Raw genomic sequence first — 14,278 nt, 5'->3', positions numbered from 1 at the left:
TTAATTATAATTCTCCATCAATCGGCTCCATTCCATAGTTTTCATGGCACTGATTAAAACGGGATCTACTTGTTTTATTAATGTTGAATTCTTCGGAAAGCTATAACTGAAATAATCTTTCTTTAAGGTTTTTTTTAATACTTGAATCTCATCCTGCAATTGCTGACGTTCAACCTCGTAGGTTAAAATAGGCTGATCGTAAATAAACAAATCATTGGGATGATCTACCAAGTATGCTATTCCGCTCGCTCCATTTGCCACCTCGCCATGATTAATTTGATACATATTTAAAAATTCCTCTGAACTTGAACTCCCTACCGTTACCACATTAAAGCGGTCTAAATCTGCGACAGAATTAATTTCATTATTGATGCTTTCTACCGTTAAAGCAGAAGCAATACTTGCCGTTAAACTGGAAATGATAATGATGGCCATAAACATCCATACCAAACCAATCACACGGCCACCGGTGGTTTGAGGAGATTTATCGCCGTATCCCACGGTAGTCATCGTTACAGCACTCCACCAAAACCCTTCTTTGATCCCTTGAAAACCTTTGCCGCCAAACTCTTCGGGATTCTTTTTCCGTTCAAAAATCCAAACCAAAAACCCGAAAACAAAAATAACACCAATAAGCACCAGAATTGCCGAGATAAACTTCCAGCTCCATAAGTTTTTTACTACTGCTAAAGCATTCGATTTTTTCTTCTGGGCAATAGCCGTATGTGAAATAAAATAAGGTTGCGAAAAATCCATTTTCGTCATGCGTTGGTCGGTAACGGTGATGGGATTAATACTAAAATCTACTTCTCCTTGTTCTACGGCGTGAAGCAATTCAGCTAAAGAATTATAGGTTTTGTATTCATAGTCCCAACCTAACTTTTTATTAACCATCTCCCAAGAGGCGATACTCAATCCTGAAAATCCATTAGGTGATTTTTCTACAAAAGGTGGGGTTGGTGCAATCCCTATCATATATTTTTCTGGAGATTGATTTTGAATGGTGTCTTGTGCTGAGGTAAAAACCCCAAAGAGTAAAAACTGAAGAAATAATAATTGCCTAAAAAACTTCATATCGCTACAATTTGAAGGTAAAATTAAGAAGAATGAATGAATTTAATCACTCTTCATTTCAAATTGTCTCATTTCCACATTCAAATCTCTGATTCCCTATCACTAAACAAAAAAACGAGACAAAAAATAAAAAAAGTAGCTCCAAAAACTGAATCCCTTCTATTCTTGAAAAGATTGATAAGCATCAATAATATCTAAATAACCACAATTACCCCCTCCTTAAAACGCTTAATCGATAAATAAGTGTTTTTATCGGTTTATTTAATTTTTATTTATATATTTAAATGTTATTAACCTTTAAAACTTTTATATTATGAAAAAAATTTTATTACTACTAGCCTTATTTATTGGTATGTCCTCATATTCGGACACAGTAATTGTAGAAAATTCTTCAAGCTATGATGCGCACCTGATTTTTACAGTACGCAACGCTGATTGTGAAAATCCATTTATGTTATACACATTAAATGTTGATTCGGGATCAAATAATTCAATTTATTTACCATCCGGAATCAAACCTAAAAGCGTAAATATATTATTATCTTCCGATAATTGTTCATCATCAGGAAATGCTGGCGGTTTTAGAATAGGTAGTCCTAACAGTAGTTGTAATGGTTATTCTTGCACATCTTCTAATTATCCAACAAATGGAGGAACATTTGTGGACTGTAATTCTCAAAACGATTATATTTCAGGAGATTGGTTGGATTGTGGTTCCGGATCACTAGCTTCAGATGAATCAAAAATAGAAATAAATTAATTATTTTTAAAAAGATTAGTTCACAGCCGCAATATAGCGGCTGTTTTTAGTTAAAAAATAGTTGGAGCAAAAAAACAGTCAACACAGAATTCTTTCTATTCTTGAAAATATTGATAAGCATCAATAATATCTAAATAAGTACCATCAAAACCAGCATTCAAGATTTTAGAAAGGTAGGCATTTTCATTTCCATACAAAATCTCTTGCCATCCAGCATCCCAATAGTTTACTTTAAAATTCCCTTCCCAATCAGGGTTTTCTGCTTCAATAAAGTCGGGTAAATTGTTATTCCAACTCTCTTTCCAATAATAACGGTAATCTTCTGCTTCACCTATAGAGAAATAAGCAACTACTAATCGTTTTCCTCCATTGGCTTTTACTTTCAATTGATTGATTTCTTCGTTAGAAAACTCTAAATCTCCTTGAAAAAATAAATCGGTAATCAATAAATCATAATTGGTTTGCTGTATCTGCTGAATGAAATTTGCTTTTGAAGAAAAATTTTCGGTATTCAATAAATATAAAAAGTTTTTCACCTCTGAAAACGAATTGATCTCATTAGCATTTTCCCCAGGAAGCTCCTCTAAAAGTGCAGGGATTGTATTTAACTCTCGATCGGGTGCTATAAACGGAATATAATTATGCTGAAGGTTTCGTTGATAGGCATCATTTACTTTCGATTGCGTAAAGCAATAATCGGTTACTAAAATTTCTTTATTTGCAGCTTTTAGTAATTGTAAAAATTCATTTAGCTCTTCATTTACCCCTGCAGGAGTTTGCTCGTTAATATCGTCATAACCATAATTAAGATCTTCCTGTCCCACTCCATCAATTGCATTTAAGTAAGGTTGGTTTAAAACCCCTGAAGCCATTTGATTCTCTGTGATAATTTCAATTCCATTTTGAGGTATAATAAGAAAATTAGCATTTTCGGTTTTTGCTGAAATACTTATCTGCATTACCAAATCTCGCATTTCTTGTGCGTAATCTATGTTATTGTTATCTTCTACGGTAGCGTCGTCTGATTCGCTACAGCTTAAACATAACATGATCATTATCCATAAAGCAATTCCTAATTTTTTCATCATCGTTATTTGAGGTAGTCAAATATAATAAAGCTATCAACGCGTAAATCAAAAATATTTGAAAACAAAAAAACCCTCTAAAATCAAAAGATTAAAGAGGGTTTGAGTACTCGGGACGGGACTTGAACCCGTACGAACTAATGTTCATTGGATTTTAAGTCCAACGTGTCTACCAATTCCACCACCCGAGCCTATATTTTTTAGTTTATTAGGCTGTTTTGTACTTAGAGCGAAAAACGGGATTCGAACCCGCGACCTCCACCTTGGCAAGGTGGCGCTCTACCAACTGAGCTATTTTCGCGTTAAGCATATTTTAAAGAACGTTATTGCTCAAATGCGGATGCAAATTTAATCTTTTTCTTCTTTTGCCCAAGCTTTTTTCTCAAAAAAATTAAACTTTTTTTGCTTCAGGATTTACCGGAGCTATCATCCTTTTAATTTCGTTTAATTTCATCAAAGCCTCTACCGGCGTAAGTGTATCAATATCAGTATGTAAAATTTCTTCTTTGATTTCTTCTAATAAAGGATCGTCTAATTTAAAAAAACTGAGTTGCGGTTCTTCTTCAGCAGCTTCTTTTAATTTTCCACTTAATTCTTCACTTCCATGTGATTTTTCAAGCTTTTTTAAAATTTTATTGGCGCGATGTAAAACCTGTTGTGGCATTCCCGCCATTTTCGCTACATGAATCCCAAAACTGTGTTCGCTTCCCCCAGGAACCAATTTCCGTAGGAATAACACATTATCTTTTAATTCTTTTACAGATACATTATAGTTTTTAATGCGGGCAAAGGTTTGTGTCATCTCATTCAACTCGTGATAGTGCGTGGCAAAAAGCGTTTTAGGTTGAGCTGGATGCTCATGTAAATATTCACTAATCGCCCAAGCAATAGAAATTCCATCATACGTACTTGTCCCACGACCAATCTCATCTAATAAAACCAAACTACGTTCAGAAATATTATTCAAAATATTAGCGGTCTCATTCATCTCCACCATAAAAGTAGATTCGCCCATACTAATATTATCACTTGCTCCTACTCTAGTAAAAATTTTATCGACCAAACCAATTTCTGCGGCTTTGGCAGGAACAAAACTTCCCATTTGTGCAAGAAGGACAATTAATGCGGTCTGACGTAAAATAGCCGACTTACCACTCATGTTGGGGCCGGTAATCATTACGATTTGCTGCTCTTCCCGGTCGAGTTGAATATCATTGGTAATATAAGCTTCTCCTACCGGCAATTGCTTTTCTATCACCGGATGGCGGCCTGATTGAATATTCAACTCAAAACCATCGGTAATTTGCGGCATGCTGTAGTTTTCCTCTAAAGCCAATTGGGCAAACGAGCATAGACAATCAATTCGTCCAATAAGTATCGCGTTTTGTTGAACGACTTTAATATAATCGTTAATCCAACTAATTAACTTCTGAAAAATCTCTTGCTCTAATGCATGAATTTTCTCTTCAGCTCCTAAAATTTTGGCTTCGTATTCTTTTAATTCTTCGGTAATATAACGCTCAGAACTCACCAGAGTTTGCTTTCTCACCCAAGTTTCCGGCACTTTGCTTTTATGTGTATTTCTTACTTCAATATAATAGCCAAAAACATTATTACTGGCTATTTTTAAACTGGTGATTCCGGTAGCTTCTACTTCCCGCTCCACCATTTTATCAAGGTAATCTTTTCCCGAAAAAGCTATTTTTCGCAGCTCGTCCAATTCTTCAGAAAAACCATTGGCCACCGCATTTCCTTTGGCAATATTTACGGGAGCTTCATCATGCAAGCATTCTTCTATTTTATTTCGAAGTAAATCGCAAGCATGAAGGTTTTCCCCCAATACTTTTAAAGCTTCATTATCGGTTTCTGCTATCAATTCTTTAATGGGAACAATAGCATTCAACGAGTTTTTAAGTTGAACAACTTCCCGCGGATTAATTTTTTGCGTTGCTACTTTGGAGATTAAGCGCTCTAAATCACCAATCTTTTTAATTTGCTGCTGAATTCCCTGTTGAAACGCATGGTTTTTCATGAAATGATTCACCACTTGATGACGTTGTGCGATCTTTTCGGTATTTTTAAGCGGAAGCGCCAACCAGCGCTTCAACATTCTACCGCCCATAGGTGAAATGGTTTTATCAATTACATCCAACAGCGTCACTGCATGTTGAGAGTTAGCCTGATAAAGCTCTAAGTTTCTAATGGTAAAACGGTCCATCCAAACATATTCTTCTTCTGCAATTCTCGCAATAGAAGTAATGTGTTGTAATTTGTTATGCTGCGTTTCACTTAAATAATAAAGAATGGCACCGGAAGCGATAATTCCATTTTCCAAGTGTTCAATACCAAAGCCTTTTAAAGAATTGGTCTGGAAATGATTATTTAAAGTTTCGTTGGCGTAATCTGGCTGAAACACCCAATCTTCTAAATAAAAGGTATGGAAGTCTTCCCCGAAATTTTCTGTAAATTGTTTTTTAAATTTCTTCGGAATTAAAACCTCACTCGGATTAAAATTCTGTAATAATTTATCTACATATTCTTCGCTTCCCTGTGCTGTTAAAAACTCTCCGGTAGAAACATCTAAAAAACCAACACCGTATCCTTTCTTTCCAAAATGAACGGCACACAAAAAATTATTGGTTTTGCTTTGTAAAACTTCATCATTCAATGAAACCCCGGGAGTCACCAATTCTGTCACTCCACGTCTTACAATCTTTTTCGTTTGTTTGGGATCCTCCAATTGATCGCAAATTGCTACTCGTTCACCAGCTTTAACTAGTTTTGGCAAATACGTGTTTAAGGAATGATACGGAAAACCTGCGAGCTCAGAGCGTTCTCCCCCATTGTTTCTATTGGTAAGCACAATATTTAAAATACGTGCGGCTTTTACGGCATCTTCACCAAAGGTTTCATAAAAATCACCTACCCGAAAAAGTAGTAGCGCATCAGGATACTTCGCTTTAATAGCGTTGTACTGCTTCATTAACGGAGTGACTTTCGCGGCTTTTTTTGTAGACAAATCCTTCAAATTTAAATTCCTGTAAAAATAACAATTCTATTATTTCCTGCTTCTTTCTTGGAGAAAGAGTTATTCAATCTTCTTAACACTTTTTTAAAATCAAAAAATTAGTAACTTTAAGGACTTCATCTAAAACAAATTCAATTAAAATGAAATATAATTTACTGGGAAAAACCGGACTTTGGGTTTCTGAAATTTGCTTAGGCACAATGACTTTTGGCGCGAAAGGGCGCTTTGCTGCGGTGGGTGGTGTAGATCAAGAAGGAGCTGATGCCTTAGTGCGACAAGCTTTAGATGCCGGAGTAAACTTTATAGATACAGCGAATGTTTATTCGGAAGGAATTTCTGAAGAAATGACCGGAGAAGCTTTAAAAAACTTAGGTGTACATCGGGACGATATCATTTTGGCGACAAAAGTCCGTGGAAAAATGGGCGAAAAACCCAACCAGAAAGGATTAAGTCGAAAACATATAATCAATCAAGTGGAAGCCAGTTTAAAACGTCTGGGGACCGATTATATTGATTTGTACCAAATACATTCTAATGACCCAATTACTCCTATTGATGAAACTTTACGCGCTTTAGATGATTTGGTGAGAACCGGAAAAGTAAGGTATATTGGCGCTAGTAATGTGGCGGCTTGGCAATTAATGAAAGCACTGGATTACAGTTATTATAATCATTTAGAGCGGTTTAATTCTTTACAAGCTTATTATACCCTTGCAGGAAGAGATTTGGAACGCGAAATTATTCCGTTATTAAAAGACCAGCAAGTGGGACTGATGGTTTGGAGCCCATTGGCCGGTGGACTTTTAAGCGGGAAATACGATAGGGATGGCGATAGAAAAACCGGTGGACGCCGGGATGATTTTGATTTTCCTCCGGTAAATCGTGAAAAAGCTTTTAATATTATTGATGTGCTTAGACCAATGGCAAAAGAAAACGGAGTTTCTATCGCTCAATTGGCCATTGCTTGGCTATTAAAACAAGAAGCGGTTTCTACGGTCATTGTGGGAGCTAAAAAGCAATCTCAGTTAGAAGAAAATTTAAATGCATCGATTATCGAGTTTTCTAAAGATGACCTGGAAAAACTAGAAAAGGTAAGCAAGCTGGAACGTGAATATCCGGGTTGGATGTTAGATTTAACCAAACAAGACCGTGAATTGTAAGCTTTTTAATTCAAGACTTCTTCAAATTGAATTTCAATTTTAAATTCGACTTCAACAATAATTAAAATTCTAAAATGCAACTTTCAATCAGTTGCATTTTTTCTTTTTTATACTTTTGCGCTATGGAAAACCGAAAACTAAAAAACAGCGAACTCGACCGAAAAAGTGTGGAAGAATTTAAAAATTCTTCAAAAACCCCACTCATTATTGTTCTTGACAACATTAGAAGTTTAAACAATATTGGTTCGGTATTTAGAACGGCGGATGCTTTTTTAATTGAAAAAATTTACCTCTGCGGAATCACGGCTACACCGCCTCATAAAGATATCCATAAAACTGCTTTGGGTGCTACAGAAACAGTTGACTGGGAATATATTGAGAACACTACCGAGCTCATTGAAAAGCTGCAAGAAGAAAACATGGAAGTTCTAGCCATTGAGCAAGCGGAAGAATCGGTGATGCTAAACGATTTTCAGCCTGAAAAAGGAAAAACTTATGCGATCGTTTTTGGGAATGAAGTAAAAGGAGTACAACAAGAAGTAGTTTCTAAAAGTGACCAAGTGATTGAAATCCCGCAATACGGAAGCAAACATTCCTTGAACATCTCGGTAAGCACCGGCGTAGTAGTTTGGGATTTGTTTGCGAAGATGAAAAACGGGAAATAGGGAAATCATATTCAACTTCAATCTTCAACCTAACCATTAATCGCTTCTAACATTTTTAAGTAATCTTCCCGATAATTCACGAAATCGAGTTCAGAGATGTCGATGATTTTCACATTCAAGTGATGCTGGGTTTTGATGAATTCTAAATACCCATTATTGATACGCTCTAAATAATCAGAAGGAATATCCTGTTCATATTTTCTTCCACGCTTTTTGATATTCTGCAGTAAGCGCTCGGTATTTTGGTAGAGATATACATACAAATCGGGCTTCGCCAAATCTTTATACATAATATTAAACAACTTTTTATACAACGAATATTCTTCTTCTTGAAGCGTCACTTTGGCAAAAATGAGCGATTTATACACATCATAATCTGCAACTACAAAATCGTTAAACAAATCAAACTGGGAAATGTCATCTAACAATTGCTGGTAACGGTCAGCTAAAAAAGACATTTCTAATGGAAATGCATAACGTGCCTGATCTTTGTAGAACTTCGGTAAAAATGGATTATCCTTAAAACGTTCAGTAATTAATTTCGCCTTAAAGTCTTGCGAAATCATCGTAACCAAACTGGTTTTTCCGGCACCAATATTTCCTTCAATCGCTAAATAATTATATGAATTTAGTTGCTGCTTCGGAATTTCTAATTTTCCCGTAGTTTTTTCAATTTCAGAATTATCTCGCGTTTCTTCTGTTAATTGATTCACCGTCTTCTTCAATACTGGATGCTGAAAAGTTCCCGCAATATCTTCCAACGGAAATAATACAAATTTGCGTTCTTGCATTCGAGGGTGCGGAACTACCAATTTTTCTGAAGAGATGATTTCATTTTCAAAAAAAATAAGGTCTAAGTCAATCACCCGATTTTCGTAAACTTCACTATTGGTTCTTCTTCGGCCCAATACATCTTCAATCTCTAATAACTTCGTTAAGGTTTGTTCTGCAGAAAAACGAGTTTTCACCGCCAAACATGCATTTAAAAAATCTTCGCCTTCAAACCCCAAAGCAGGGGTTTTATAAATGGAAGAAACAGCCGTTATTTCACCTATTTTCTTAAATATAGCTCGTACTGCTTTTTGCAAAAACTGTAATTTATCGCCTTGATTACTTCCTAATGCCAGGTATGCGATGGTGGGATTTTTCAAAAAAAGAAAATAAAATTTAGAATTTCACGGCAAATTAACTAAAAGAAAAGTATATAAAGTTACTTTTGAGGAAAAGAGTATTAACAAATCTGTTCCATTGAATTTAGAGAAGAAAATTGCAGCATATCGGGTTTATTTAATTTTAGCAACTTTATTCATTACTTCTTTGGTGGTTTCAAACCTTATTTTTCAGAAATTTTTCTATTGGGATTTTTTCGGATTATATAAGTTTGAAATTTCGGTGGGGATTTTACCTTACCCCATCACTTTTTTAATTACCGATTTAGTCAGTGAGATTTACGGGAAGAAAAAAGCCAACCAAGTGGTGACCACCGGTATTTTTGCTTCTGTATTTTCGTTATTAATAGTTTACACGTCTGCGGCAGTACCGGCTACAGGTTGGTCACCTATTGATGATGATCTTTTCACAAAAGTTTTTGGTAATACAGCAATTGCCGTTTTTGCTTCGATGATGGCGTATTTATTTGCGCAGTATATTGATATTCAGATTTATCATTTCTGGAAAAAGTTAACAAAAGGCAAACATCTATGGTTACGTAATAATTTTTCTACATTTTTATCTCAGTTTGTAGATACTTTTAGCGTTCTCTTCTTACTATGCACTTTTGGGCAAATAGAATGGGAACTTTTTGTAGGCCTGCTGTTAAGCGGTTTCCTTTTTAAAGTATTAGTCGCTATTTGCGACACCCCCTTATTGTACTTAGGAGTTTTTATAATGAGGAAGAAATTTAAACTCAAAAAATGTGAAGAATTAATATTAGAACAACAATGAAAAAAGTATTAAAAATAGTAGGGATTGTTATCTTACTTCTAGTGGTTTTAATCATTTTAGCGCCAATTTTATTTAAAGGCCCTATTGAAAAAGCGGTAAAAAATTCCATTAACAAGAGTGTAAATGCTAAAGTTGAATGGGAAGAATTGGACTTAAGCTTATTTAGTAGTTTTCCTGATGCTGAATTAAAGCTGAAAAATTTAAGCGTTATCAACAAAGCTCCTTTTGAAGGCGATACACTTGCCACGAGTGAAGAGCTTGGCTTAAGTTTAGGAATTCCGCAACTGTTTAAAGGCGGGCCCTATAGCATTAACGAACTGGATTTAAATAATGCCTATATCAATATTAAAGTAGATTCTTTAGGAAATGCGAATTACGATATTGCTAAAAAAACCAGCGACACTACCACTACACAAACCAACAGTGGCGGTAGCGGACTTTCATTAGACATTCAGCATTACGAAATCAATAATTCCCGAATTAATTATCTAGATGAAAGCACCAAAACCTTTTTAAGGATTACCGATTTTAACCATTACGGTAATGGTGATTTCACCGCCGATAAAACCAAATTAGAGACCAATACGGAAGCTATTGTTTCTTTTGAATTGGATAGCATTAATTACCTCAATAAAAACAGCGTAAAACTGGATGCCGATTTTGAAATGGATTTGGCCAACCAAAAATATACCTTTTTAGAAAACAAAGCCTTAATCAATCAGTTACCACTTACCTTTGATGGTTTTATAAAAATAAATGAAAATAATCAAGAAATAGACCTTACCTTTAAAACACCATCGTCTGATTTTAAAAACTTTTTAGGTGTAATCCCTGAAACCTATGCTAAAAACTTAGACGGTGTGGAAACAACGGGAGATTTTACCGTAAACGGAGAAATTAAAGGAATTGTAGATGAAGACCATATCCCAATGATGGATATTTCCATGAAAAGTGATAATGCTTCCTTTAAATATCCTGACCTTCCTAAGAAAGTGCAAGATATTAGCATTGATGCTGTGTTAAAAAACGAAACAGGAATCCTAGCCGATACGTATGTAAACCTTGATAAATTGAACTTTAGAATAGACCAAGATAGGTTTGCTGTAAAAGGGAATTTTAAAAATTTAATGGACAATCCGTTAATTAATTTAACCGCCAACGGAACTTTAAATTTAGCGAACCTAGAAAAAGCCTATCCTTTAGATTTAGATATGGATTTAAACGGAATTTTAAATGCGAACCTTACTACTAATTTTGATATGAATTCTATTGAAAAAGAACAATATCAAAACGTAAGAAGTAGCGGTCGTGCCAGTATTAGTGACTTTAAATATACTTCTCCCGAAATTCCAAACGATGTAAACATTTCAAAAGCAAGTTTAAACTTCAACACTTCAAAAGTTACCTTGGAAGAAATGGACATCAAATCTGGGCAAACCGATGCAAGAATCACCGGAACACTAGACAACTTGATGGGTTATTTATTTTCAGACCAAAAATTGAAGGGACGATTCAACGTTCAATCAAATACATTCTCGGTGAACGATTTTATGGTTGCTGAAACCGAAGAAAAGCCCAACGAAGAAAAAACGGCAGAAAAAACAACAACGCCAAGCGGTGAAGAGGCCATTAAAATTCCATCTTTCTTAGATGCCAAATTAGATTTTACGGCGAATAATGTTATCTATGATAATTTAACCTTGAAAAATACCAAAGGAGCTTTAGCTATTAAAGATGAAACCGCCTCTTTAGAAAATGTTTCTGCAGATATTTTTGGAGGAAATATTGGCATTAATGGTAATGTTTCTACTAAAAATACGACTCCTGTATTCGACATGCAACTCAATTTAAACAGAATTGATATTGTTGAATCTTTTCAGAACTTAGAACTTATTCAACATTTAGCTCCATTAGCCAAAGCACTACAAGGAACATTAAATACAAAAATTAACCTCAGTGGTAATTTAACCCAAGAATTAACACCAATACTAACTTCATTAGGAGGAAATGCTTTTGCTGAAATATTAAATGCTGAAGTTGATACAGAGAAAACACCTTTATTATCAAAATTAAATGGTGAATTGAATTTTCTAAATTTAGATAATTTAACTTTAAAAGATTTAGCCACTAATTTTAAATTCAATAACGGTCAAATTGAAGTCAACCCATTCACCTTCGACATAAAAGATATAGGTATCACTGTGGGCGGTACCCACAGTTTTGATAATATTATGAATTACAACCTCGAATTAGATATTCCTGCCAAGTATCTGGGCAATGAAATTAGTGGAGGTTTAGCAAGTTTAACACAAACCGATCTAGAAAACACCAAAGTAGAATTACCTATTGGTTTATCGGGAAGTTTTAACAACCCACAGATTAAATTAAATATGAAGCAAGCGGTAACTGAATTATCGCAACAAATTATAGACAAACAAAAAGACCGCTTAAAAGACAAAGCAAAAGAAGAAGTAGGTAACAAACTGAAAGACCTTCTAGGCGGTAATAAAGAAAATAATACCCCAAATGAGAATGCTCAAGATACCGATACCAAAGAAGAAACAAAAAGTGATGAAGACAAGGTTAAAGAAGCTGCTGGTAAAGTTTTAAACGGGCTTTTCGGGAAGAAAAAAGATAACAAATAATAATCTAACACAAATTGAATGAGACAGTTAAAAATAACTAAGCAGGTTACTAACAGGGAATCTGTCTCCTTAGACAAATATTTACAAGATATAAGTAAGGAAGAGTTGATTACTGCTGATGAAGAGGTAGAATTAGCTCAGCGCATAAAACAAGGCGATCAAATTGCTTTAGAACGTTTAACAAAAGCCAATTTACGTTTTGTGGTTTCTGTTGCCAAACAGTACCAAAATCAAGGCCTAACCCTTCCCGATTTAATTAACGAAGGAAATGTGGGCTTAGTAAAAGCGGCCAAACGTTTTGATGAAACCCGCGGATTTAAATTTATTTCCTATGCGGTTTGGTGGATTAGGCAATCCATTCTACAAGCTTTAGCTGAACAATCAAGAATTGTACGCTTACCGCTCAACAAAATTGGAAGCATTAGCAAAATTAATAAAGCTTTTGCCACCTTAGAACAATATCACGAACGTCCTCCAACTCCAGAAGAATTGGCCAAAGAATTGGACATGACAATTTCTGATGTAAGACAATCATTAAAAAACTCTGGAAGGCACCTCTCTATGGATGCACCTTTAAGAGAAGGTGAAGACAGTTCTTCCAGTTTATACGACGTAGTAAAATCTGGAGAATCGCCTAATCCGGATGCCCAATTATTGCACGAATCCTTAAATACAGAAATTAATCGTGCTCTAGACACCCTTTCTGAACGAGAAGCCGATGTGATCAGATTGTTTTTTGGCTTAAATGGAGAACGCCCCATGAGTCTAGAAGAAATTGGAACTACCTTTGGTTTAACGCGGGAACGAGTAAGACAAATTCGTGAAAAAGGAATAAGAAAACTACGGAATTCTTCTAAAAACAAAATCTTAAAAAATTATTTAGGTTAAATATTGGATAAATAGCTTTTATTTTCAGTTATTTTCTTTTATTATATATATGTTTGCAAACTGAATTTTCCAACACCTCTTTTGAGCAGGCCGCTCAAAAAATCATATCTAGTTTGTTGAGACATTCAGTAACTTTAGAAAGGTTCTAAAGCAATTAACGTTTTAAAATTAATTTATGCTTATAGTAAAAGTAAAAGACGGAGAAAAAATTGAACGTGCCCTAAAGCGTTTAAAAAGAAAATTTAGAGATACTAAAACACTTCAGAAATTAAGAGACAGACAACAATTCACCAAGCCTTCTGTTGCTAAAAGACAACAAATTCAAAAAGCGGCTTATATTCAGTCTTTAAAAGATCAAGAAGAATTTTAGAATATGACCACCTTTACCATTTATAATTCTAACCAAAAGCCTACTGAGGCAGAGAAAGAAGAGATGGTAAACTTTCTCCACACTCACTTAGGTGAATACGGAGACCCTAAACAGCATATTTTAAATTGCATTAACTATGCAACTGGCAATCTACCTAATCAAACCGGAGGATTTGCACTTATTGCAAAAGATGAAGATAAAATTGTAGGAGCTACGATAATCAATGAAACCGGAATGTCTGGGTACATTCCCGAAAACATTCTGGTTTACATTGCTGTTCATGAAGATACCCGTGGTCAAGGTATTGGAAAACAATTAATGCAAAAAGCTACCGAGCTAACCAAAGGAGATATTGCACTTCACGTGGAACCTGATAACCCGGCAAAGAAGCTCTACGAAAAATTAGGTTTCACCAATAAATACCTAGAAATGCGACTAAGCAAATAAAACTCTATCACAGACTGCTTTTATGTTGCATTTACCTACTCTTAATTTTAGCCATTAGGCTTTTTAGATTTACAAAAAATAAGCGAACAAAATTAGTATATTAGCATTCCTGAAATGCGCTGGTTTCGTTTTAGACTTTCTGTAGTAGCTACGCTTGCCTTGGAAATCCTGATTTAGTACCTCTCTCCTAATTCTTTAGTGGTTTCGGCTTT

12 protein-coding genes and 2 tRNA genes are annotated in these 14,278 nt (G+C 35.0%); 8 read left to right on the top strand and 6 right to left on the bottom strand.

The window, feature by feature from the left end; genetic code table 11:
- Positions 1 to 1,074: a transporter substrate-binding domain-containing protein gene (locus FVB9532_RS05360; RefSeq protein ID WP_150544172.1), complete on the bottom strand. Its 1,074-nt coding sequence runs from the start codon at positions 1,072 to 1,074 to the stop codon at positions 1 to 3.
- Positions 1,075 to 1,387: 313 nt separating this feature from the next.
- Between FVB9532_RS05360 and FVB9532_RS05355 the strand changes: the two genes are divergently transcribed.
- Positions 1,388 to 1,834 carry a hypothetical protein gene (locus FVB9532_RS05355; RefSeq protein ID WP_150544171.1) on the top strand — a complete coding sequence of 149 codons (447 nt, stop codon included), beginning with the start codon at positions 1,388 to 1,390 and terminating at the stop codon, positions 1,832 to 1,834.
- A gap of 95 nt (positions 1,835 to 1,929) precedes the next feature.
- On the opposite strand, the gene FVB9532_RS05350 is transcribed toward FVB9532_RS05355, so the two are convergent.
- The 4 genes from FVB9532_RS05350 to mutS form a co-directional block, all read right to left on the bottom strand.
- Positions 1,930 to 2,919: an endo alpha-1,4 polygalactosaminidase gene (locus tag FVB9532_RS05350; protein WP_150544201.1), complete on the bottom strand. Its 990-nt coding sequence runs from the start codon at positions 2,917 to 2,919 to the stop codon at positions 1,930 to 1,932.
- A gap of 107 nt (positions 2,920 to 3,026) precedes the next feature.
- Positions 3,027 to 3,110 (bottom strand) — tRNA-Leu (locus FVB9532_RS05345).
- Between the two features lie 37 nt (positions 3,111 to 3,147).
- A tRNA-Gly gene (locus FVB9532_RS05340) sits at positions 3,148 to 3,220 on the bottom strand.
- Positions 3,221 to 3,310: 90 nt separating this feature from the next.
- Positions 3,311 to 5,902, bottom strand: coding sequence for a DNA mismatch repair protein MutS (mutS, locus tag FVB9532_RS05335; RefSeq protein WP_150544200.1), 2,592 nt, complete (start codon positions 5,900 to 5,902; stop codon positions 3,311 to 3,313).
- 185 nt (positions 5,903 to 6,087) lie between these two features.
- Here mutS and FVB9532_RS05330 point away from each other — a divergent pair, with 185 nt between their 5' ends.
- Together FVB9532_RS05330 and FVB9532_RS05325 are read left to right on the top strand one after the other, a co-directional pair.
- Positions 6,088 to 7,107, top strand: coding sequence for an aldo/keto reductase (locus FVB9532_RS05330; protein WP_150544170.1), 1,020 nt, complete (start codon positions 6,088 to 6,090; stop codon positions 7,105 to 7,107).
- Positions 7,108 to 7,229: 122 nt separating this feature from the next.
- Positions 7,230 to 7,772 (top strand): RNA methyltransferase, encoded by a 543-nt coding sequence (locus FVB9532_RS05325; RefSeq protein ID WP_150544169.1) that lies wholly within the window; start codon positions 7,230 to 7,232, stop codon positions 7,770 to 7,772.
- A 29-nt stretch (positions 7,773 to 7,801) separates the two neighbouring features.
- Here FVB9532_RS05325 and folK read toward each other — a convergent pair whose 3' ends face one another.
- Entirely contained in the window at positions 7,802 to 8,923 is a 1,122-nt protein-coding gene (gene folK / locus FVB9532_RS05320) for a 2-amino-4-hydroxy-6-hydroxymethyldihydropteridine diphosphokinase (protein WP_150544168.1), read from the bottom strand.
- Positions 8,924 to 9,020: 97 nt separating this feature from the next.
- Here folK and FVB9532_RS05315 point away from each other — a divergent pair, with 97 nt between their 5' ends.
- The 5 genes from FVB9532_RS05315 to FVB9532_RS05295 all read left to right on the top strand — a co-directional run bounded on the left by FVB9532_RS05315 (position 9,021) and on the right by FVB9532_RS05295 (position 14,066).
- Positions 9,021 to 9,716, top strand: coding sequence for a queuosine precursor transporter (locus tag FVB9532_RS05315; RefSeq protein WP_150544167.1), 696 nt, complete (start codon positions 9,021 to 9,023; stop codon positions 9,714 to 9,716).
- Positions 9,713 to 12,361, top strand: a complete 2,649-nt coding sequence (locus FVB9532_RS05310; RefSeq protein ID WP_150544166.1) for an AsmA-like C-terminal region-containing protein — start codon at positions 9,713 to 9,715, stop codon at positions 12,359 to 12,361. The genes FVB9532_RS05315 and FVB9532_RS05310 overlap by 4 nt, the downstream gene beginning before the upstream one ends.
- A gap of 18 nt (positions 12,362 to 12,379) precedes the next feature.
- Positions 12,380 to 13,249 (top strand): sigma-70 family RNA polymerase sigma factor, encoded by an 870-nt coding sequence (locus FVB9532_RS05305; protein ID WP_150544165.1) that lies wholly within the window; start codon positions 12,380 to 12,382, stop codon positions 13,247 to 13,249.
- Between the two features lie 175 nt (positions 13,250 to 13,424).
- Positions 13,425 to 13,619 carry a 30S ribosomal protein S21 gene (rpsU, locus tag FVB9532_RS05300; RefSeq protein ID WP_150544164.1) on the top strand — a complete coding sequence of 65 codons (195 nt, stop codon included), beginning with the start codon at positions 13,425 to 13,427 and terminating at the stop codon, positions 13,617 to 13,619.
- A gap of 3 nt (positions 13,620 to 13,622) precedes the next feature.
- On the top strand, positions 13,623 to 14,066 hold the full coding sequence (locus FVB9532_RS05295; protein WP_150544163.1) for a GNAT family N-acetyltransferase: 444 nt from the start codon (positions 13,623 to 13,625) through the stop codon (positions 14,064 to 14,066).
- The last annotated feature ends 212 nt before the right edge of the window (positions 14,067 to 14,278 follow it).

Source organism: Mesonia oceanica (assembly GCF_902499555.1).
GTDB lineage: Bacteria > Bacteroidota > Bacteroidia > Flavobacteriales > Flavobacteriaceae > Mesonia > Mesonia oceanica.
This window is presented reverse-complemented; position numbering and strand designations above follow the sequence as displayed.

Bases quoted from the DNA above. Each gene is read 5' to 3' on its own strand.
- rpsU (WP_150544164.1), top strand. From the start codon at position 13,425: ATGCTTATAGTAAAAGTAAAAGACGGAGAAAAAATTGAACGTGCCCTA.
- FVB9532_RS05305 (WP_150544165.1), top strand. From the start codon at position 12,380: ATGAGACAGTTAAAAATAACTAAGCAGGTTACTAACAGGGAATCTGTC.
- FVB9532_RS05350 (WP_150544201.1), bottom strand. From the start codon at position 2,919: ATGAAAAAATTAGGAATTGCTTTATGGATAATGATCATGTTATGTTTA.
- FVB9532_RS05355 (WP_150544171.1), top strand. From the start codon at position 1,388: ATGAAAAAAATTTTATTACTACTAGCCTTATTTATTGGTATGTCCTCA.
- FVB9532_RS05310 (WP_150544166.1), top strand. From the start codon at position 9,713: ATGAAAAAAGTATTAAAAATAGTAGGGATTGTTATCTTACTTCTAGTG.
- FVB9532_RS05360 (WP_150544172.1), bottom strand. From the start codon at position 1,074: ATGAAGTTTTTTAGGCAATTATTATTTCTTCAGTTTTTACTCTTTGGG.
- FVB9532_RS05325 (WP_150544169.1), top strand. From the start codon at position 7,230: ATGGAAAACCGAAAACTAAAAAACAGCGAACTCGACCGAAAAAGTGTG.
- FVB9532_RS05295 (WP_150544163.1), top strand. From the start codon at position 13,623: ATGACCACCTTTACCATTTATAATTCTAACCAAAAGCCTACTGAGGCA.
- FVB9532_RS05330 (WP_150544170.1), top strand. From the start codon at position 6,088: ATGAAATATAATTTACTGGGAAAAACCGGACTTTGGGTTTCTGAAATT.
- mutS (WP_150544200.1), bottom strand. From the start codon at position 5,902: ATGAAGCAGTACAACGCTATTAAAGCGAAGTATCCTGATGCGCTACTA.